Consider the following 21,828-nt stretch of genomic DNA (forward strand, 5'->3'; position numbering starts at 1 on the left):
AGTTTTGGGGGATTTTAGCGAGATGAACTTGCGCACACCCAAGCCAGCAAATTCATCAAACTGACGCTAAAATAGAACCAACACGGAATCACTCCGACCTTCGATCAGATTTTTAGGTGAAACATCCCATGCCCTCCTCAGTTCTAGTTGAGAAGAAAAAGTTAGAAAATCCGCCCTTACAGATGCACCATATGGGCGATCGTGTGTTGCGTCAGCCTGCAAAACGAGTCGCTAAGGTAGACGATGAAATCCGTACGATCGTGCGCCAAATGCTGCAAACGATGTATAGCGAGGATGGGATCGGGTTGGCTGCACCGCAAGTTGGTATCCACAAGCAAATCGTTGTCATTGATATCGACCCCGATAAACCTGAAGCTGTGCCGCTGGTCTTGATTAATCCGGTGATTAAGAAATTCGGCAAAGAAACCTGTTCTGGTCAAGAAGGCTGTCTCAGCATTCCGGGTGTTTATCTGGATGTCGAACGTTCTGAAATGATCGAAGTGTCTTTCAAAGATGAAACGGGTCGGATGCGAACCTTGCAAGCGGATGGATTATTGTCTCGCGCGATTCAACATGAAATCGATCACTTGAATGGCGTATTGTTTGTCGATCGCGTGGAAAATCAAATTGCGCTGAATCAAGAATTGAAAAAACGCGGCTTCTCGGCAAGCGATGTCCGCCACATCGGATAATGGTTGTTACCGTCAGTCAATTCTGGCGGTTTTTTAATCATTTAAGGAATTGATATTATGATCATGACTCCTAAGAGCGGCATTCTGCTAGGCGGTTCTTGTGTTGCGGCGATCGCAGCAGTGGGCTGCGTTTTTGAACTGACTTCAGGTAATCCTGAATACGGCACGCTGGTTACAGGTATCATTTTGGCAGTCAGTGCGCCGTTAACTGTCATTTGCTTTCTAGCAGCGGTCGCAGATGCGAGAGCAAATAATCAGTAATTTTAAAGATTTTTAGGGATTTCCTGTTTGTTCTAGCTAAACGTGATAGATCCCTGAAGATAGGTATAGAATGTTGCGCTAGAGTTCTACCTACAATTTCATTTATCTCCTATTTTTCTCTAGCGAACACCCCTTGTTCCACTCCCTTCTATGACGGGCGAAATTAGTCCCATAGCTTGCCTCCGACAACTGTCGATCGGCAATAGTTCTGATCCAAAATTAATTGTTCACGCTTTGTCGATCGACGACACGACTGTGATCGGACGCGATCCTCGTTGCCAAATTGCCGTCGATCCAGTTTTATTTGGGTCGGTCTCGCGTCGTCATGCAGAGGTTCGTCCTTCAGAACAAATCGAAGATGCAGACCGCCCGACCTGGTGGGTCTGCGATCTCAATAGCTCGAATGGAACTTACCTGAACGGCAAGCGATTGCGGGGATGCCAAATTTTGCGATCGGGCGATCGTATTTCATTGGGAAACGATGGACCTGAATATATTTTTGAATATCTAGCAGATTTCAATACTAGTCGTGCGGCGGTAACGGAACGCGGTGCAGTCGTCCCGCCCGCTCGTGAATCAGTCACGTTGACGCAGCTTTTCCCAATTGTTTCAACCGGACGAGATTTAACCAGCAAGGCGTTCTTAGTTCCGGGTATTGTCACAATCGGATTTGTGGTGTCGCTATTTGTTGCTGTTGGACAACCGATTTTGTTCAATCGCTTGTTAGCGGGATACATTGCACTCGTTGGACTGTACTTCGTCTATCGACTATGTGGAAAGCGAAAACCGTGGTGGGTGATGGTGATTGCGGCAATGGGCACTTACTTCTTACTGCGGAGTCCAGTGCTGCTACTGTTTGCAGAATTTTTTAGATCGGTCTTACCTGGACAAGTGACCGCGCCTGGAGAATTGATTAATCCGTTGACGCTGTTTATCCGCATGTTCTTTGGTGCAGGGTTGATGGAAGAATTGCTGAAAGTGATTCCGATCGCAGTTTTGTTTGCGATCGGGCGATTTTTGCCTGCGCCTTGGAACGATCGTGTTGGAATTTGGGAGCCATTGGATGGAATTCTTTTAGGGGCGGCTTCGGCAGTTGGATTTACCCTGGTAGAAACGTTAGGGCAGTATGTGCCCGGAATGATCGAATCGACCTCTCTGCAACTCGGACAAGAAGGCGGATGGGATCAGCTTCGAGGCTTACAAGTTTTGATCCCAAGATTGCTCGGTTCGATTTCGGGGCATATGGCGTATAGCGGATATTTCGGCTATTTTATTGGACTTGCGGTATTGAAGCCTCGGCAGAGTGGGCTGATTTTATTGATTGGATATTTCACGGCTTCGGCGCTACATGCACTTTGGAATGTCATGGGAAGCGTGAGTGAGATTTTATTAGCGTTAGTTGGAATGTTGTCCTATGCGTTTTTGGCAGCGGCAATTCTGAAAGCTCGAACTTTATCACCAACGCGATCGCAAAACTTTGCAACTCGCCTAAAATCGTGACAACAGAAAAATCGCACCTCAGATAGAGACTCCCTGAGCCTTGAGAAGGACGTGATTTCATAGTGCAATGATTACGCTCGAATGGCAGGCATAGATACTGCCTGAACACACATATAGATGTTTCCATTCGACTATGACTTCCTTAAAACTCAAACTGCTTTTACCACTGACGTTTATCTCGATCGCATTTTTTTCAGGCGAACTCAAGGCGAATGCTAATGAAAAGCCGGTCACCTCGAACGGGGCTGCTCTCTTAGGTCAACCGTCGATCGACGTGAATGAATTGGCGGATCTACAAACGGGGCGACTCACCGTCGCTCAAACGACACCTTCTACTCCCAGTGAAATCGCTCCGGGTCGTGCAGTGCCCGGAAGTACACCTTCTGGGACTGAAACCAACCCCGCAGATGTGACACCGAGCAATACAACGCCTGTCACTCCGCAAAATACAACCCCGATCACACCGAACACGACAACCCCGACTACGCCAGATACCTTCACCCCTGGCACAACCCCAGTTACGCCAGATACGACAACCCCTAGCACAACCCCCGGTACAACCCCGATTACGCCGGATAGTACGCCAGGTACGACAACACCAACACCCACTACGATTCCGACTCAAGAATTCGTTCCGGGTCGAGCGACTCGCTCAGGTTCGAGCTATGTTGGAGTTGGTGGCAACATTGGGATTGGCGATGGTGATATTTCGCTAGGGCAAGGAAGCTTTGCTGTCATTAGCAAAATTGGCTTGACTCGCAATTTCTCAGTTCGCCCCTCTGTCCTGTTTAATGATGATGTTGCAATTTTGATTCCTGTGACCTATGACTTTAGCTTTGGCGAGGGTCCGACAGAGGGATTAGGATTTTCAGCGGCTCCTTATTTGGGCGTGGGTGCAGCAATTTCAACAGGCGATCGCGGCAGTGTTGGACTGCTGTTGACGGGTGGTGTTGATGTTCCCATTTCTTCTCAGTTCACAGCGACTGCTGCAGTGAATGCTTCTGTAACAGGACAAGCAGCCGTTGGCATTATGCTTGGAGTTGGCTATAACTTTGCTGGCTTCTAGGTTTGGTTCAGAACAGTAAGAAACTCCGGGTCTCTTCCAAAACTCGGAGTTTTTTGCTGTTTAAATCGCCGTGATGGTTAGAGCGCGGTCATGACTTGCATGAGTTCGTTGGAGAGATCGGGAGTTCCAAAGCTGGAATGCTTGAACAATACGCCTGCGAGGAAGTAAATATTTTGAGAATAGAAGGCTTGTCCTTGCTCGCGTAGTTGTCCAATCCACTTTTTCACTTTTGGCTCAGAACTATAGCAGCCAAACTTTAACGGAGTGACCATAAAATCTGCAACGGTATAGCCTTGACCTGCTGCCCATTGTAATGTTTCGATTGGGTTTGAATAGCTCGATATCAATAGCATCACGTTTGGATAGTCTAAAGTGAGCAATCGATTGGTAATGGTTGCACCATCTGTTCCGCCATGCAGTAAAGGCATCCGAATCTTGTTGTCAGGAGCGGGGATGTAAGGCGGGTTCGCAATCAAATAGTTTGCATCTGTTGAAGCAAAGTCAAAGAAAGACTGATTGTGCAAAATGTACTTGTCCTGCAAGTTACATTGATCAACTCTAGATTTGGCAACCTCATAAGCTGCTGAGTTTAATTCAAACCCATGAATCTCACTCTGGAAGTGCGATCGCATCAATGAATTAATTACCGGACTGCCATCACCTGCACCAAATTCAACAATCAAATCGCAGTCTGTACATTGAGAAAAAACCAATCGCTCTAGACAATGCGAATAAAAATGAGACTCTTCAGGACAGAAGAAGACTTCGGGTGCTGTGATATTGCGTATAAGTGTTCCAGTCAAGATATTATCCTCGTTTGTTGCAAATTGCTGTGAAAAATGGTGGGGAGATAGGGGAATAGGGGCATAGGGAGAAAGGTAGAAGTGGTTCTTGCTTCCCATCTCCCTATCTCCCTATGCCTCTATCTTTCTCAATTTGACTAACTCCTAGATCCGCTCCCTATCCAATGGTGGGAAGTGACGCTGTTTGAACCCCATGGCGAATTGTGTTGACGATCGCTGCTCCCGCTCGATCGCCCATCAATTTCTCTTGGTCGTATCCCAAGACTAGCTGCCATGCTTGTTCGGGGTACATGTCTACAAGCGGCAAAGTCACGTTTTCGATCATCCAGCGTCCGTGCCGTTCATCTTCTCGGATATGGAGATCCCAATATCCCATTGCACCATCGGATAGCTCTAACCGCTGTGCTGCTGCGAGATAGTTTCGATACGCTGAAGGACCTGCTACTTCAAAGTAGGCTAATCCACCGTTGTATCTGAGAAAATGCCGCTTACACTCGGTCAGGAGAAAGTTGTGATTCGTGGTTGCGAGTGCTTGCCACGGAACGAGATCAAAGTAAACTTCAGGCTGAGTACTCAAGCGCAACTCAGTCATCATTTGTGCAAAGAAAGTCGAATGCTTGCGAGCGAGACGACCATTCCCGTACTCTTCCAGTAATACCTTGGTTAAAGTTGCTTGCACTTCGTTGGCAGCACCCCCAAGAATTCGGGAGAGCCGACTTGCTTCGACTAAGCCATCAAAAGAAGTGATCGCTAGGAGATAGCGATACCCTTCAAAGGGCATGTGCTTACGCAGGTAGAGTGCATCTTCTGATAAGGTCGGATCGAGATCGGCAGCATAGCGATCGAGCAATGCCTGTTTGATATCAATATCGTGGTACGCCTCAACACTAAGGTGTGCTAATTCCCAGTCTTGCCAAGCCGTTTCGATCTGATTGCGAATTTTTTGGAGATAGAGCGATCGCTCGTTTGTATAATGCGTTAAGTCGTCATACCAGAATAAATTTAAGCGATTAATTCGATAGAGAACGCGCTGCAAAAATAGATGCGCCGCATCGCTACTTTGTGATTGCTGATAGGCTTCTTTGATTGCTGAATTGAGCGCAGTTTCAAAGTACCGAACTTGGGAATCAAATAAGTTCAATCGTTGATCTAAGTTCTCAACTTCGATCAAATTGCTTAACGTCTTTTCAGCTTTATAGTATGGATTGCTTTTGACATCTGCCTCGATCTCGTCTGGTAGTAACACTTGCGCCGACGGAGGCGTAACTAAACTGCCCTGCATGTATTTCTCTGAATCAACTATTTTCGCTCTCATCATGATTGATTTGAACAAAAAGATTCATCCTCCCAAGATAGAGGGTAAATCTTTCTTGAGAGGGGTTTTCAACTTGATCCTGACCGAGGGAAATTGAGTATTGATAGCAGTCGAAAAGCCTATCAATACTCAATTTATACCTTTAAAAGATCTTTTAAGAGGATGTTTCAAGAGTATAAAACCCTCTAAGTAAGATCGAGTGAATCGATCGTCGCTTTAATCGCTTCTGCCAGCCTTTGCACATCAGGTTCTCGCATAATACTATGATGATCTCCGGCAAACACCTCAACTTCAATCTGATCAGAGACAAACTTCTCCCACCCAGATTGTTCAATCAGTGACTTAGATTCATCTGTGATCTGACTGAAGTAGAAATAGATCCGACCCGGATAAGCGCAAGATGGAATATAACTGTGAACAGCCTCCCCTCCTCGAAACATCCATTCTCGTTGTGCCTGCTGTGCTGGCGACTCTGGCTTGAACACCCGCTTGATTGAGGTAAGCAGGCGATCGATGAGAGAAGGAACTCGCTTAATCTCGTGCACAACATAGTCGAGCCGATCAGAAGGCTTCAACCCGATTAATTTCTGAGAATGGAAGTACAGCGTCCGAATCACAGGCAGTTCTGGGAGAGGTTTGGGTCTCTGGCGTTGCATCTGTGAAGCTAACCAGCTTTCTGCTAACGCGAGGAATGCAACTTCCTCGCCTTGAGCTTGAAGTTGGAGGGCTGTTTCAAACGCGACCAACCCGCCCATACAAAACCCCCCTAGTAGATAGGGGCCTTGAGGCTGAAGTCTTTTGAGTTCCGCAAGACAAAGCTTTGCTCGATCGCGAATGTGTTCGGCAGGTTCTAGAACCTCCAATAGTCCAGTATCTAGATAAATCAAAGGTTGATCTGCTCCAAGATGCTGAGTGAGTGCAGCGGCTTCAGTCGGATGCTGAGAATACCAAAATAGCGATCGCAGTTGAGTTTGGGCAGCATCAAGCTTGATTTGCTCTTGCTCTAATCGCTGCGCCATTTGCTTGACTGTTGGCGCTTGAAATACGGCAAATAAGGGGAGTTTTCTGCCGATCAGTTGTTCGATCGCGCTTTGAAGCCGCACAGCTAAGAGCGAGTGACCGCCAATCTCAAAGAAATTATCATCTGTGCTAAGTGACTGCATTCCTGAAACGCTCTGCCAAATCTGGAGCAGTTGTGTTTCTAAAGGACTGGTGACTAAATTCGGATTTGCACTATCAGAAAGGTTTTCAGATGACTTGAAATGGTGGAGTTTCGCGCGATCGACTTTACCATTGGGGGTGAGTGGGAAAGCTTCTAGAACATGGAATGCCTGTGGCAGCATATAATCGGGCAGAGTTTGTTGAAGAAACTGCCGTAATGCTTTCGGAGCAATCACTTGCGTAGATGTGAGATAAGCCTGCAAGGATTTGTCTTGAGTGTCAGTGTGCTCGATGACAACGATCGCATCTTGCACATCAGGATGCTGTCTGAGTGCTGTCTCAATTTCTCCCAACTCGATCCGAAATCCCCGCAGCTTAATTTGATGGTCGAATCGTCCTAAAAAGTCTAGATTGCCATTCGGCAGATAGCGCGCTCGATCGCCCGTTCGATACAGTTGGACTGGAACTCCATCAATTTGAGTCGAAACAAACTGTGAAGCATCGGGACGATGGAGATAGCCCAATGCTAATCCATCTCCCGCGAGACAAATTTCACCGGGAACCCCAACTGGAACGGGTTGAAGATGTCGATCGAGTAAAAAGATTTGCGTATTTGAGATCGGGCGACCAATTGGCAGCGTTGAGGAAACTTGCTCAACGCGATACCAGGAAGAAAAAGTCGTGTTTTCCGTCGGTCCATACACATGTAAAAATTGCTCAGGTGCGCCGCACTCGAACACTTGATTGACCCACTGTGGATCAGTTACTTCTCCACCTACAAGTAGATATCGCAGAGTTTGGAATGCAGTAGGAACATGCTGAGCGAGTTGATGAAACAATGCAGTGGTGAGAAACAACACTCGAATCGAGTGAGTCTGCAATGCTGCTGCAAATTCGTTAGGCGAGAGAAGAACAGCTTTGGGTACGATCGCGAGGGTTGTGCCATTGAGTAAAGCACCCCAGATTTCAAACGTAGCGGCATCAAACGAACAATTTGAAACCTGAGCGATCACATCTGAAGCTTGTAAATCGACGTAATTCGTATTCAGGACTAATCGCATGACTGCACGATGTGGAACCATCACACCTTTGGGATTGCCAGTAGAACCAGAGGTGTAAAGGATGTAAGCCAAATCCTGTGCAGTATTGACAGGAGCGAGATTCTCTGGAATGTTCTCTAGCTGGAGCGCATCAAGATTGATCACTTGGCAGTTCGAGAATGCTGCCGGAAAGATTGATTCACTCTCATGCAGAAGAATGCGAGCTTGGGTATCTTCGAGCATGTAGCTCAAACGATCGACTGGATAAGTGGGATCGAGTGGGAGATAAGCCCCTCCTGCTTTGAGAATTGCCAGCAGCGCAATGATCAGCTTGGGCGATCGCTCTAAGTGAACTGCGATCGCTTGATTAGGTTGAACGTCTAAAGTTCTCAAATAGTGTGCAAGTTGATTCGCTTGCTGATTAAGTTCGCGATAGCTGTAGCGCTGCTCGTCCATGACGAGTGCGATCGCGTCAGGAGTTTGTTCGACTTGAGCTTCAAACTGTTGATGAATGCAAGTCGTTCGAGGATAGTCTGTATGGGTTTGATTCCAGTCTAGGAACTGCTGTTTTTCAGAAAGTGTAAGAATTGGGAGTGTTGCGATCGACTGATCCGGCGCAGCAATAATTCCGTTGAGGAGCACTTCAAAGTGCTGACTCATTTGCTCGATCGTGCTGCGTTCAAAAACCTCTGTGCGATAGAGCCATGAAACTTTTAATCCTTGAGTGCTTTCGGTACAAGACAGCACCAGATCGAATTTAGCCGTTTCCGTGTCGATCAAAATCGGAGTTGAATTGGCAATGCTCAGAGACGAATCAGATGCATTTTGCAGCACAAACATGACTTGAACTAAAGGATTCTGATTCAAACGGCGTTCTGGTTGCAGTTCTTCAACGAGCTTCTCAAAGGGCAAATCTTGATGTTCGTAAGCAGAGAGAACAACATCACGCACTCGACTCAAGAGCGATCGAAATGTGGGTTGACCGCTCAAATCTGTCCGAAGGACAAGTGTATTGACGAAAAAACCAATTAAGCCTTCAACATCAACCCATTTCCGATTCGCGATCGCAGAGCCAATCAGCATATCTTCTTGCTGAGTATAGCGGTATAGCAATGTTTTGAAAGCAGTTAGTAACATCATAAATAGAGTTACTTTTTCTTGCTGCGCGAATTGCTGAATGGCTTGAGTGAGTGTTTTGGAGAGAGTTAGAGAATATCTTTCACCTGCATCAGTTTGAACTGTTGAACAACTTGGGGTTGCCTTTGTAAAACAGTTGGAAAGTTCCAGAACGGGCAATTCTCCGACTAGGCGTTGCTTCCAGTAATCAAGCTGTTGGGTTAAAACGTCGCCGCTGAGCCATTGTCTTTGCCATTGAGCAAAATCAGCATATTGGATCGGCAGTCTAGGGAGTGAGATCGGATTACCCGCTGTAAACGCAGTATAGTAGGTATCGATTTCGCGCAGGAGAATGTTCCCTGACCAACCATCTGAAGCAATGTGATGGAGCAATAAGAGTAAAGCTTGTTCACCATCAGGAAGACGAAATAGCGTAGCTTTGAGCATCAAATCCTGACGCAGATCAAATGATTGCTGAGCCGCTTGATTCAACGATCGCTGAAGTTCACTTTTCTGCTCCAAATCAATGATGACGAGATTTACAGGACGCGGCGGATGAATCACCTGAACAGGTTCATCTGCAATCAGATCAAATGTGGTACGGAGGACTTCATGACGCTCCACGATCGCATTGAGCGCTTGCTGTAAGGCAGAAAGATTCAGTTCAGATGGAAAGTGCAGTGCGATCGGAATATTGTAAATCGCACTCTCCGGTTGCAGTTGCGCGAGAAACCAGAGCCGTTGTTGAGCAAAAGAAAGCGCACAGGGGGATTGCTGCGATCGCTTTGGAATTTGAGGACTCGCAGGTTTTTGCTGTTTTTTGAAAATCTGTGCTTCCAGTAAGGCACGTTTTTCGGGCGAGAGTTGTGCCAATCGCTGGTTGAGTAAATCAGTTGACCGCATCAGAACCGTCCTCAAGTAGATTGAGTAGTTGAAGTAACTCTTCGTCCTCTAATGTTTCAAGCTGCTGTTGAGTGATGGTGATCGCTAACTCTGCGATCGTCGGTGATTCAAACAAGCAACGCAGCGGCAAATTGATTTGCAACTCAGCATCAATGCGGGTGATGATTCGAGTCGCCATCAAGGAGTGTCCTCCTAACTCAAAGAAATTATCATTGACGCTGATTTCTCTGAGTCCAAGTACCTGTTGCCAGATCTCGGAAAGCTTGGCTTCGATCGGCGTGCGCGGTAAAACGGCATCACTCTCGAGCTTCTTCGGTGGAGCCGGAAGTGATCTCCGATCAATTTTCCCCGTCGGAGTGAGCGGCAGGCTGTCGAGAACCACGATCGCGTTCGGGATCATGTAATCGGGCAACTTTGATTTCAGAAACGATCGCAACTCAGCGACATCCACAGGCTGAGCAAGTCCGACGTAGGCAACGAGCGTTTTTTCGTGAGCTTGATCTTCTCGTACGATTGCGACAGCGATTTGTACTGCGTCTTGCTCCATGAGTACAGATTCAATCTCACCTAGCTCGATCCGAAATCCGCGAATTTTCACCTGATGATCGATCCGACCTAAGTACTCAACATTGCCGTCCGGGAGGTACCGCACTAGATCGCCCGTTTTGTATAATCGGGTTCCTTTGGCAATGTCTTGCAAACTGGGTGGAATGGGAATAAACCGTTCCGTGGTGAGATCTGGACGATTAAGATAAGCGATCGCTAAGCCATCCCCACCAATGTGCAGTTCACCAGGAACGCCAATCGGCAACGGTTGTAAATGTCGATCAAGAACATAGAGCTGCGTATTCGCGATCGGGCGACCAATTGCAGGTGATTTTTCAGCCGTTCTCACTCGATAGAGGGTGGAATAAATGGTGGTTTCGGTTGGTCCGTAGAGATTCCAAACACAATCACTCTGAGCAAGAAGACGACTCGCGAGATCTTTAGATAAGGCTTCTCCACCACAGAGGATTTTCAAGTGAGGCTGGCTCTGCCATTGAGATCCAAGTAAGATTTGCCAGGTTGCAGGCGTAAAATTTGCGATCGTTGCCCCGCTCGACTGCATTAATGCAGCAAGACGCTTGCCATCTCGCACGACATCTTGTGCAGCAATGACGAGTTTTGCGCCTGCAATTAAAGGCGAGTACAGTTCAAAAGCAGCTACATCAAAGCAAAAAGACGCAACTGCGACCCAAGTATCGTTGGGAGTGAGGGAAAAAAATCTCTGTCCTGCCCAAACTGCATTGACCAGAGATTGATGAGCAATAACGGCTCCTTTAGGCTTTCCAGTTGAGCCAGATGTATAGAGGAGGTAGGCTCGATCAGTTGTGGCTGTCGTGACTCTAAGATTGTCTGAACTCAGAATCTCCCGGGATTGATCGAGGCAAATAAGGTGAACGGGATACGCATCAAAAGCTTCAACGTGCCAAGATTGCGTGACTAAAATCGAGAGTTGTGCGTCCTCTAACATTAAAGCGAGTCGCGATCGCGGATAAGTTGGATCGAGCGGCACATAAGCTCCCCCCGCTTTGAGAATTCCTAGCATTCCAACAATCATGTCAAGTGAGCGATCGACACACAATCCGACAAATTGGTTCGGAACAACTCCCAATCGTTGCAAGTGATGGGCAAGTTGATTTGCGCGTTGATTCAGTTCTCGATAGGTCAGGGATGCTGCTGAAAATTCAACAGCGATCGCATCAGGTGTTTTCTCAACTTGAGCTTCAAATAATTGATGGATACAACAATCTGGATAATCGCTCTCAGTCTTATTCCATTCGATTAAAGACTGATACCGTTCGGTTTCTGTGAGTAAAGGCAGTTCTGATAACGTGCGATCGCAATTCTGAACAATCCCGGAAAGTAATGTGAGTAAATGCCCACTCATGCGCTCGATCGTTTCTGGCTCAAATAAGTCTGTGTTGTACTCAAACTTTGCCTGTAACTGTCGATCGACTTGGCTCATTTCCAATGTCAGATCAAACTTAGCGATCTCTCTGTCTAGAGACATGGGGTGCAATTCCAGTCCAGAAAGAGGTTGCACTTTTTCGGGTAGGTTTCGCAGTGCAAACATCGTTTGGAACAGAGGATTTTGACTTAGACTCCGCTCAGGCTGCAAAGCTTGTACTAGTTTCTCAAACGGAAAATTCTGATGGCTGTAAGCATCTAATGCCATGTCTCGCACGCGTTTGACCAAAGTGCGAAACGTCGGTTGCCCACTCAGATCTGATCTCAGCACGAGCGTATTGGCAAAAAAACCAATCAAGGGTTCAGTCTCGATCCGATTTCGATTCGCGATCGGGGTTCCAATCCAAAGGTCTTCTTGCTGCGTATAGCGATAAAGTAACGTGTTAAACGCTGCTAAGAGTACCATAAACAAAGTGGCTTGCTCTTGCTGCGCGAGTTGAATCAATGTTGTGGTTAACGCCTCTGGCACTGTGAAACGGTAGTGTGCGCCTGTGAAGGTTTGCACGGCTGGACGGGCGTGATCTGTGGGTAGCTCCAACATTGGAATTGTTCCACCCAATTGCTTTGTCCAATACTCAAACTGCGATCGCAATTTTCCCGTTTCAAATTGCTGGTGTTGCCAGACTGCAAAATCTCCATACTGAATCGGTAATTCAGCAAGCGATGAGGGATATTGATGTAAAAGTGCTTCGTAGAGTTCACCCAACTCTTGCCAAAAAATCCCGACTGACCACCCATCAGAGATCAAATGATGCTGAACAAGTAAAAGCACAGATTCAGCTTGATCGAGCCGCAGTAAAACCATTCGCCATAACGGTTTTTCAGCCAGATCAAACGGTTGGCAGATCACTTGCTGAATGTGCTGTTGGCAGATAATTTCCCGCTCAGACTCAAGCTGAGATCGCAAATCAATTTCAGCAAACTCGATCGCGGGGTCGCCTACAATCTGCACAGGTTCGCCATTGTTCAGTCCAATTGTGGTTCGTAGAATTTCGTGCCGTTGTGCGATTTCGCTTAATGCCTGTTGCAACAGCTCAACGTTCAACTGTCCTTGCACTCGCACCGCATCAGCAATGTTATATACCGGACTCTCTGGCTCTAACTGTGCCAAGAACCACAATCGCTGCTGTGTGAACGAAAGTGGAATGGGCTGTGCTGGATCGCGATGGGGAATAGTTGCAGGTTTAGCGCTCTGTTCCTGCTGCTGAAGTTTTTGTTGTAGGAGCGTGCGCTGTGCGGGAGATAGGTTGGCAAGGCGTTGGGCAAGATCTTTCATAGGTCTGGGGACTTTTACAACGATAGGTTCTCGATGAGTGCTAGGCGTTCCGCTTCGGGTCGATCCTGCAATTGATTGAACAGCGACATTAGCGTGCTAGACTCCGCACATAAGGCATCAATTCTTTCTGCCTGCTCCATGAGAGTTGGAGATTGAAATAAGGCGACCAATGGCATCTCAATCTCGAAGATCTGAGTAATCCGTACGATGATTTGAGTTGCTTTGAGTGAATCTCCTCCTAAGGCAAAGAAATTGTCGTGTCGTCCGAGGTTGCAGTCCGTTCCTAAAACTTCAGCCCAAATAACAGCAAGTTTCTGTTCCGACTCAGTTCGAGGAGCGACAAACTCAGGTTTCAATTGATCAACGAGCTTTTCAAACAAACCGATCCGTTGTAGCTTTCCAGTTGCGCCTGTGGGAATGGCATCGACCATCACGACTTGACTGGGCACTTTGAAATCTGCAACCTTTTGGAACAAGATCTGGCGAATTTCTATTGCACTCAAATTAGCTCCCGGATGTAGGACAACTGCGGCTGCAACATCTTCGCCCAGAGTCGGATGCGGGACTGCAAATGTCACCGCTTGAAAGACTTCTGGAATGTCCATCAGCACGGCATCGATTTCCAAGGGTGCAATCTTTTCTCCACCCCGATTGATGATTTCTTTTAATCGCCCTTGCAAGAATAGAAAGCCATCGGCATCGAAATAGCCTTGATCTCCGGTTCTAAACCAACCTTGAGTCAATGCTTTTGCTGTCGCTTCCGGATTCTGTTCATATCCAGATGTGACATTTGCACCTCGAATCACAACTTCCCCGATCGCACTCGGTTGAAGCAATTGTCCTGTTTCATCCATGATCGCAACCTCTAGCCCGATCGCTTTTCCGACCGAGCCAGCTTTACGATCGCTAGGTGACAGCAGATTACTGGTCATTTGATGGGCTGCTTCGGTCATGCCATACGCTTCGATGACAGGAACCTGAAAGGTTGTTTCTAGTAAATTTTTGACCTGAGTGGGGAGTGCAGCAGAAGAAGAACGAATCAAACGCAGAGCCGAATGCTCAAGTCGATCACGCTGTTGTTCGGCTTGAGCCAAAATGGCTTGATGAATAGTAGGAACTGCACTGTACCAAGTCGGCTGAAAAGTTTCAAACCAGTCGAAAAATCGAGCGGCTTGAAATCCCGGTGTACAAATCACTTGCCCACCTGCTGCGATCGACGCAAGTAATACGCCGACCAATCCATGAATGTGAAACAGGGGCATTAAACTCAGACAGCGATCACTTGGCGTTAATTCCAAAGTTGTCGCCACATTGTTGGCAGAAGTCCATAGGTTGCGATGGGTGAGGGGAACCATTTTTGGACGAGAGGTTGTGCCTGAGGTGTGCAGGATCAGTGCGACATCATCAGGTTTTGCAAACTCAGGATGTCCATCACACACTGCGTGACCTTCTAGCTCAAATTGTCCTGCTGAGGTTGGAATGAGGTCGAGAATTGGAATGTTGCGAGCCTGGGCGCTCGAACGTGCGGGTGAGGGTTGTCCGGCGAGAATGATCAGTGCTTTTGCTTGCAAGTCGTCTAAATAGAAATCAAATTCTGCACGTTGATAATTTGGATTCAGCGGCGCACAGGTAGCACAACTCGCGATCGCGAGAAAAACAACTGCCATTTCCGTCCCATTGGGTAGCACAACTGCAATCCGATCGTTGGGCTGAATCCCGTGGGCTGTGAGGATGTGGGTAACTTTTGTAATCTGACTGTGGAGGGCTTCATAGGTTAAGCCAGATTGCGGAGGTTCGTAGACAGATCGAAGCGCGATTGAGCTAGGCTGACATTCCGCTTGAACTGCAACGAGATGATGAAGCGTGAGATTCGCATCGCTGTATCTCAATAGAAACCTCCATGACAGAAGTTAAAATGACAACATATTATACTGACGGACTCTCAGATGACCCGGAAATTGCGATCGACGAATCTGAATGCCAAATCATGTCTTGATTGCGACGCATGATGCCTTGGCATTCAAAAATTTCAGATATACAGATTAAACTAGACTAAACAGAGATTTGAGCGATTCAATTCTCCCTCAATATACAAGCCCTAGAATCCCATTCCGGTACAGGTGAATGGGTCCCAACGATTACCTGCAAAATATTCTCTAAGCCTTCTTACCAAACTTTGACTTCAAATCATCTAACGACGCTGGCTTTTGCTGCGATTTCGATTTTTCTGGGGTTCTTCGTTCGGGTTGTTTCTGTCCTGAGGTCTTCACTGCTTGAGAGCCTGTTGAACCCGATTGTTCTCCTGACTTCATTGATAAACTGATTCGTTTCAGTGCTTCATTCACTTCTAAAACGCGCACTTTTACAACCTGTCCAACTTTCACAATTTGATTCGGATCGCTGACAAAGCGATCGCTCATTTGCGACACGTGAATCAAGCCGTCCTGATGCACACCGATATCAACAAATGCTCCAAAATTCGCCACATTGGTGACAATTCCTTCGAGTTCCATGCCGACTCGGAGATCTGAAATTTCTTTGATGCCTTCTTTGAAGGTTGCGTACTTAAATTCAGCACGCGGATCACGTCCAGGTTTTTCTAGTTCTGCAACGATGTCGCGCAGTGTCGGTTCTCCGATTGCGTCTGTCACATACTTCTTCAAATTCGCTTTAAGTTGCGCTGCGATCTGAGCCGTTTGGGTCAGAGGGACGTTGAGATCTTTAGCGATCGCTTCTAAAATTGCGTAGCTTTCTGGGTGAACGGCAGTATTGTCTAATGGATTTTTACCGTCGCGAATTCTCAGAAAACCCGCAGCTTGTTCAAAGGTTTTTGCACCCAATTTTGGGACTTTGAGCAATGATTTACGATCTTTGAACGCACCATTCTGATTGCGATAGTTCACAATGTTATTCGCAACCGTTGAACTCACACCAGAAACAAACATTAATAGCTCTTTCGATGCTGTATTGAGGTCAACTCCGACATAGTTTACGCAACTTTCAACCGTTTCATCTAGCTTTTTCTTCAGTAGCTTTTGATCCACATCATGTTGATACTGTCCGACTCCGATCGATTTTGGATCAATCTTGACTAATTCTGCTAACGGATCTTGCAAACGCCGTCCAATGCTAATTGCGCCTCTGACGGTGATATCAAGTTCGGGAAACTCTGCGATCGCAACTGGACTTGCTGAATAAATTGAAGCACCGGATTCATTCACAATCACTTTAATCGGCTTGCGTTCTAAAGTCGTTAAAACTTCTGCGACAAATTCATCAGTTTCGCGGCTCGCAGTTCCATTTCCGATCGCAATGAGTTCAATTTGATATTGCTCAATCAACTTCTTCAAAGACACGGCTGCTTGCTTGCGCTTCTCAGCCCCAGTGTGTGGAAAGATTGCTTCGTATTTGAGAAATTGACCCGTTTGATCGAGGACTGAAACTTTGCAGCCTGTTCGGAAACCCGGATCGACGGCGAGCGTTGGCTTCATTCCAGCCGGAGCCGAAAGCAGTAACTCGCGCAAATTAGTTTCAAAGGTTTTAATCGATTCGATATCGGCTTCTTGTTTTTTCTGCGATCGTACTTCTGAAATGATCGAAGTTTTCATCAAGCGATTGAACGCATCTTTGAGCATCGATTGATAAAATTCTCGAACAGGTTTTGCCTTTGTCCGAATCGTTTCTGACTCTAGATACTGCTGTACCGAATCCTCATCAAAGCTGAGATCAAAGCTCAGAATTCCTTCTGCTTCTCCACGGTATAGAGCAAGTAGGTTATGAGGTGCAATCTTAGTAATCTTTGCTTGATAGTTGCGGTACATTTCAAACTTCGTACTGCCCTCGGGATAGTCATCTTTGATCCGCGACACAAAGATTCCAGACTCCAAGAAAAACTCGCGCAGATACGCCCGAAATTCAGCCTTCTCGGCAACTTCTTCCGCCAAGATATCCGAAGCTCCTTGCAAAGCTTCCTCGATGGTTTTAACGCCTTTTTCTTCAGATAAATACCGCTTCGCTTCGTCTTCTAATGATGCGACAGATGCGTTGGGCTGATTCAAAGCAGCGATAAAAACAGCCAACTCACCTAAGTCTTTCTCGCGTGCGATCGTCGCTCTTGTTCTGCGCTTCGGACGATATGGCAGGTACAAATCTTCTAGCTCATTCTTCTGCAAACAGGCTTCGATCTTGAGTTTCAATTCTTCCGTGAGTTTGCCTTGAGACTCGATCGAGTCGAGAATGGTTTTCTTGCGTTCTTCTAATTCGGTCAGATAAGTAAAGCGATCGAACAAATCCCGCAACTGCACCTCGTCCATTTCGCCAGTTCGCTCTTTGCGATACCGTGCAATAAATGGAACCGTTGCCCCTTCTGCAAACAGTTCGAGTGCATTGCTGATCTGAAACGATCGCAGTGAGAGTTCTTCTGCCAGAAGTTGAGGGATATTCATGATCTCGGAACCCACGCTAAAAATTCTGCTGAGTTCCGAGTGTACCTTAGAATCGCTGAGGTGTCACAGTTCCCGGAGTTGTTGCGGGTGGAGCAGGCGTACTGCCGCCAGGAGAGGGCTGCACCGGAGAGGGAGTAACGGGTGTAGGTAATGTGACTGGCGAAGTATTCGTTGCCCCGGGTAAAACGGTCGGCTGCAAATCGCGGGTAATATCACTCGCGCTGATGCAAGCCGAGATCGATTGCTCGGTGGTCAATTTCAAGTCCCGACTCAAATCGACGACACAATTAGAAAACCGAGCAGGGAGCAAACTTTGACGGCAGCCATTTAAGACATTGACCAAAGCAGTTTGCGGCGCGCGACGACGAATATCGACAACACAGGTCGAAGCTTCTACTGGGCGGCGGACTTGCCGACAGACTGAGAGTGCATCCTCGGCGGACACTTCATTGCGGGTAATACGATCGACACAAATCCCTAAATCTTTGGGACGGATCGCTTTTGCACAGGCATCCGCAGCAGTTTGAGCTTCGACTTTTCCACGCGTTAAATCCCGCGCACAAGCTCCAAAATCGGCTTCATCAACACCGGGACGAATAAATACGTCATCCAGCACGCCTGCTTTCACAGGTGATGCTAATGCGATTAAAGTTCCAATCACTGTCGATGTAATCAGCGATCGAGTGATTTTAGACTGCATCATTTTTGAGATCGACATCCTAAGAGTCCTCGCCCCACAGGTATACAGGAGAATTGTGGCACATTGCTGCTGAGTAGCGGCTATCAAATCAGTTTGTTCACTAAATGTTAAAAGCTAAAGTGCAATTACAAGGCTAGATTTTGCGTACGATCGCAAAAATGCAATAGAAAACTTTAAGATGACTGCCCCGGCAATTCCGACAAAAAACGCTCTACGTTTACAAGAACCTCCGGCAAGACCGTATTCATAATGTCCCACAGAATTTCATGATCAACCTGTTCGTAGCGATGAGCAATAATATTCCGTAATCCGATCATATTCCCCCAATCTACGTCAGGATGTGCCCGTTGAAACTCAGTTGAAACCCGACGAGCCGCCTCACCTAAAATCTCAAAATTGCGCTCGACTACACGACGTAACCATAGTGTCTCTAGATATTCCATCTCAGAGACTCCAGCCATAAACTGTTGAATCTCTCGAATTGCTTCAGCTATATCCCAAAGTGCCGCAGCATCACGATCATGACTTTGCATAAATGATCTGACAGGTGCGTAAAATTTCTGCTCGACGATAAGGATTTGTCAAAAGCTCTTTTCGGACTAAATCCACTTTCCGCCCAAACAACTGCTCCAACTCAGTTTGCAAATTCTGCCAAGCTCTCCAAGACAGCCGATAACCTCTTTCAAACACCACTAAAACATCGACATCACTCGGATCGTTGCCTGTCACTCGAAAGTCATCTCGCAGTACCGATCCAAACACCCCAAATTCTGCAATGCGGTGACGATCGCACAATGCTTTAATCTCTGACACCTCTATTCTCAGACGCGCTTGCAACAGTTCCGCAATGGGTTGTGTCTGCAAAGCGATTGGTGCTGTTGTAACTGGCTCCATCGTCATGACGTGAAATACCACTCCTGTGTTCTACAGATCATAGCTAGCTTTGGAAAGAGTCAGTGAAAGTCTCACGACCCTGATTTTTGAGTAATGTGCAGCATTGTTATCGTGGCATCTTGTTTCTCAACAAACTCACCGAATTTCTGAAGTGCGAAAATGCTTCAATAGCCGCTATTCCAACGCATTGAAGCGATCGACGATGAGGTGAGATGGGAAGAGTCTGAGGTTTTCGTTTCATCGTCGATCGCTTTCACGACTCGCCGATACAAATCCTCTGCCTGCTGCGGAGAATTGCCAATACTGGTCAACCCCAATTTCCCAAATTCAGACAGACATCCCATCAGGTGAAACACTGTTCCCGTTTCTGTACTCGTATCGAAGTGCAATTCATGATACGCAATGATATCCATCAAATCATTGGGTAATAATCCCCGGTATTGCGATTTCTGTAAATTATCCGTTGCCATATAGTACTTGGGTCGTCCCTGTTGGCTATAAAATAAGCCACTTGAAAGGTCATAACGCCCGTTGGTCAAAAACTTCAGCGTCATGAATGGGTGAGTTGTGCCACCTTTTCGGAGATTGATCTCGATCGCATAAACTTTCCATCCTTCTTCCTCGCGTACTGCGACAAAATCCACGCCGAATCGCTCCAGTGCTCCTTTTGCGGCTAACGTCCGCCCCACGTGCAAGCTCAAATCCTGAATGCTCATTCGGTACGCTTCATCTGCCGGAAAACGACAGCCGAGATAGATTTGTCCATTCAAAATCTGGTCGTGAGTCGAGAGGATTTCGACTTCTCCATCGGGTGTGACGCGACCCTGCACACTTGGCGAAAACTTATGGTCTCCTTCGATAAAGGCTTCTGCGATCGCGCCGAGTTCTGAAATTCGACCGCCATAATTTTCCCAGGTTTCCGACTTTGCCTCGAATTTGAGGTGAGCAAAGTGATCGTAGATCTTTGCCACTCGCTGTTGATGCGAAATGGTTCCAGGCTTCACTTCTCCTAATTGTCGCAGATCTAAAATTGCATTTCCTTCTCCTGAAAATCCTTCATTCAGCTTAATCACGACTCGTTTTAATTCGGGATTGCGTTCCCATAACTCAGCGGTGGCAACCGCTAGATCTTTTGCATTCCAAACTAAATCACTGCCGTCTGGAAAAGGAATGCCACTTTCGGCAAAAATCTGCCGACTGCCGCTCTTGGTTCCCCAGTGCAGAAGGGTTGGATCAAGTGCATACAACGGAATTCCTAACTGTACTGATAGATCTCGCTCACACGCTGTCGAGTTGTAGCAAATCATGTATGCCCGCTCTGGGTTTACTGCTTGTCGAATCCGATCAAGTAAACGCGGTCGATCCAGAATTTTCTCAGTCAGAGGTTTCGTTGACGAATCATAAGTCGAAAGCAACAGCAAGCGATCGCGCGCATGGGAAAATGGAATACCAGGTAATAGCTGAAGATAATAATCGACGACACTCGGATGAATCGGTTGCGAAGTCACATAAACCAACCGAGTCCGAGGATTTCGCAATCGAATCAGCGAAAAGAGCAGTCGTTCTTCATAATGCAAAAAACCTTCAATTTTGAGCAGTTCATGCTGATCAATACTTAGCGACGGAATGACGATGATATCCGCATCACTCGTGTCAAACTCAACTACATTGCGCCAGCGATCGCGCAACTGATTCTGTAACTTCTGAAACTCAAGGGTTGGGTCAAGCATGTTCATGGCGCACAATTCGCGATCAAGCTGATACTCGCGATCATATCTACTGAGATTAAGGCACAGTGAAAATAGCAAGAAAGCGTAAAAATGAATAAATCAGACTTAAGAAAAATCTATCTTCAGAAGCGTCTTTCTCTCTCTCAAGTGGAGTGGAAATCAAAAAGTCACGCGATCGTTGAACATCTCAAAATTTCAGAGCAAGTACGATCGAGCCAAACGATTCTCTCGTATTGCAGCTTCCGCCAAGAACCTGATTTAAGCGAATTGCTGACGCTGCCGAAAATTTGGGGACTCCCGCGCTGTGTGGATCAGTCTCTCTTTTGGCATGTTGCTGGCAGTCTACGATCAGGCAAGTTTGGCATTCAGGAACCTGATCCCGATAGTCCTCAAATTAATGTTTCAGAAGTAGATTTAATCCTTGTCCCTTGTGTGATGTGCGATCGAAAGGGCTACCGATTGGGATATGGTGGGGGATTTTACGATCGCTTATTCAGTCAACGGGAATGGCGCGAGAAAAAGGCGATCGGGATTCTATTTGATTTTGCAGTTGTGGATGAATTAGCGATTGAAGCGTGGGATCAACCGTTAAATGCAATTTGTACAGAATCCGGACTCACAGCAAATTGAGTCATTAGAATTAGGTCATGAGGTCGCTTCGGAGTTCATTCTTCTGATGGAAAGCAACAGTTCCCCACACCCGCCCCAGGAATGGTTTGATCGGGGCAAAGAAGATGCTTGGTCAGGTCGCTCAAAGCAACCCCCTGAGCATGATCCACAGGCTGCTAGTTTTTACGACTTAGGTTACAGCGAAGGCGAAATCGAACGCCCACACACGAGCGAGCCACAGATCAAAGTAGACTAACTATCGAGCTGAAATCGCTATAGATCTGAGAAGCTTCCTAAATCCCTACGA

16 protein-coding genes are annotated in these 21,828 nt (G+C 46.8%); 6 read left to right on the forward strand and 10 right to left on the reverse strand.

Annotated elements, in window-relative coordinates; genetic code table 11:
• Positions 1-128 precede the first annotated feature (128 nt).
• The 4 genes from def to ACMUEV_RS09045 all read left to right on the forward strand — a co-directional run bounded on the left by def (position 129) and on the right by ACMUEV_RS09045 (position 3,519).
• Entirely contained in the window at positions 129-692 is a 564-nt protein-coding gene (gene def, locus ACMUEV_RS09030) for a peptide deformylase (protein WP_017289438.1), read from the forward strand.
• A gap of 57 nt (positions 693-749) precedes the next feature.
• On the forward strand, positions 750-953 hold the full coding sequence (locus ACMUEV_RS09035; protein ID WP_017289437.1) for a hypothetical protein: 204 nt from the start codon (positions 750-752) through the stop codon (positions 951-953).
• Between the two features lie 150 nt (positions 954-1,103).
• Positions 1,104-2,453: a PrsW family glutamic-type intramembrane protease gene (locus ACMUEV_RS09040; RefSeq protein WP_017289436.1), complete on the forward strand. Its 1,350-nt coding sequence runs from the start codon at positions 1,104-1,106 to the stop codon at positions 2,451-2,453.
• A 133-nt stretch (positions 2,454-2,586) separates the two neighbouring features.
• Entirely contained in the window at positions 2,587-3,519 is a 933-nt protein-coding gene (locus ACMUEV_RS09045; protein WP_017289435.1) for a hypothetical protein, read from the forward strand.
• 77 nt (positions 3,520-3,596) lie between these two features.
• Here the strand turns inward: ACMUEV_RS09045 and ACMUEV_RS09050 are convergent, their stop codons facing one another.
• The 10 genes from ACMUEV_RS09050 to ACMUEV_RS09095 all read right to left on the reverse strand — a co-directional run bounded on the left by ACMUEV_RS09050 (position 3,597) and on the right by ACMUEV_RS09095 (position 20,918).
• Positions 3,597-4,421 (reverse strand): hypothetical protein, encoded by an 825-nt coding sequence (locus ACMUEV_RS09050; protein WP_017289434.1) that lies wholly within the window; start codon positions 4,419-4,421, stop codon positions 3,597-3,599.
• A 58-nt stretch (positions 4,422-4,479) separates the two neighbouring features.
• On the reverse strand, positions 4,480-5,604 hold the full coding sequence (locus tag ACMUEV_RS09055; RefSeq protein WP_190651326.1) for an iron-containing redox enzyme family protein: 1,125 nt from the start codon (positions 5,602-5,604) through the stop codon (positions 4,480-4,482).
• A 218-nt stretch (positions 5,605-5,822) separates the two neighbouring features.
• Positions 5,823-9,857, reverse strand: coding sequence for a non-ribosomal peptide synthetase (locus tag ACMUEV_RS09060; protein WP_190651244.1), 4,035 nt, complete (start codon positions 9,855-9,857; stop codon positions 5,823-5,825).
• On the reverse strand, positions 9,844-13,143 hold the full coding sequence (locus ACMUEV_RS09065) for a non-ribosomal peptide synthetase (protein ID WP_190651245.1): 3,300 nt from the start codon (positions 13,141-13,143) through the stop codon (positions 9,844-9,846). Before ACMUEV_RS09065 ends, ACMUEV_RS09060 begins: the two co-directional genes overlap by 14 nt.
• A gap of 14 nt (positions 13,144-13,157) precedes the next feature.
• Positions 13,158-15,032, reverse strand: coding sequence for an AMP-binding protein (locus ACMUEV_RS09070; RefSeq protein WP_190651246.1), 1,875 nt, complete (start codon positions 15,030-15,032; stop codon positions 13,158-13,160).
• A gap of 267 nt (positions 15,033-15,299) precedes the next feature.
• Entirely contained in the window at positions 15,300-17,588 is a 2,289-nt protein-coding gene (locus ACMUEV_RS09075) for a Tex family protein (protein ID WP_199329490.1), read from the reverse strand.
• A gap of 46 nt (positions 17,589-17,634) precedes the next feature.
• Positions 17,635-18,306, reverse strand: coding sequence for a hypothetical protein (locus ACMUEV_RS09080; RefSeq protein WP_190651248.1), 672 nt, complete (start codon positions 18,304-18,306; stop codon positions 17,635-17,637).
• Between the two features lie 155 nt (positions 18,307-18,461).
• Positions 18,462-18,821, reverse strand: a complete 360-nt coding sequence (locus ACMUEV_RS09085; protein WP_190651249.1) for a DUF86 domain-containing protein — start codon at positions 18,819-18,821, stop codon at positions 18,462-18,464.
• Positions 18,808-19,188: a nucleotidyltransferase family protein gene (locus ACMUEV_RS09090; RefSeq protein ID WP_242044418.1), complete on the reverse strand. Its 381-nt coding sequence runs from the start codon at positions 19,186-19,188 to the stop codon at positions 18,808-18,810. The genes ACMUEV_RS09085 and ACMUEV_RS09090 overlap by 14 nt, the downstream gene beginning before the upstream one ends.
• A gap of 158 nt (positions 19,189-19,346) precedes the next feature.
• A complete protein-coding gene (locus tag ACMUEV_RS09095; protein WP_415354756.1) occupies positions 19,347-20,918 on the reverse strand; it encodes a peptide ligase PGM1-related protein in 1,572 nt (523 codons plus the stop codon).
• Positions 20,919-21,002: 84 nt separating this feature from the next.
• Between ACMUEV_RS09095 and ACMUEV_RS09100 the strand changes: the two genes are divergently transcribed.
• Together ACMUEV_RS09100 and ACMUEV_RS09105 are read left to right on the forward strand one after the other, a co-directional pair.
• On the forward strand, positions 21,003-21,542 hold the full coding sequence (locus ACMUEV_RS09100; protein ID WP_190651251.1) for a 5-formyltetrahydrofolate cyclo-ligase: 540 nt from the start codon (positions 21,003-21,005) through the stop codon (positions 21,540-21,542).
• Positions 21,543-21,588: 46 nt separating this feature from the next.
• A complete protein-coding gene (locus ACMUEV_RS09105) occupies positions 21,589-21,777 on the forward strand; it encodes a hypothetical protein (protein WP_190651252.1) in 189 nt (62 codons plus the stop codon).
• Positions 21,778-21,828: the final 51 nt, after the last annotated feature.

The organism is Leptolyngbya sp. FACHB-1624 (assembly GCF_047649235.1).
Lineage (GTDB): Bacteria > Cyanobacteriota > Cyanobacteriia > Leptolyngbyales > Leptolyngbyaceae > Leptolyngbya > Leptolyngbya boryana.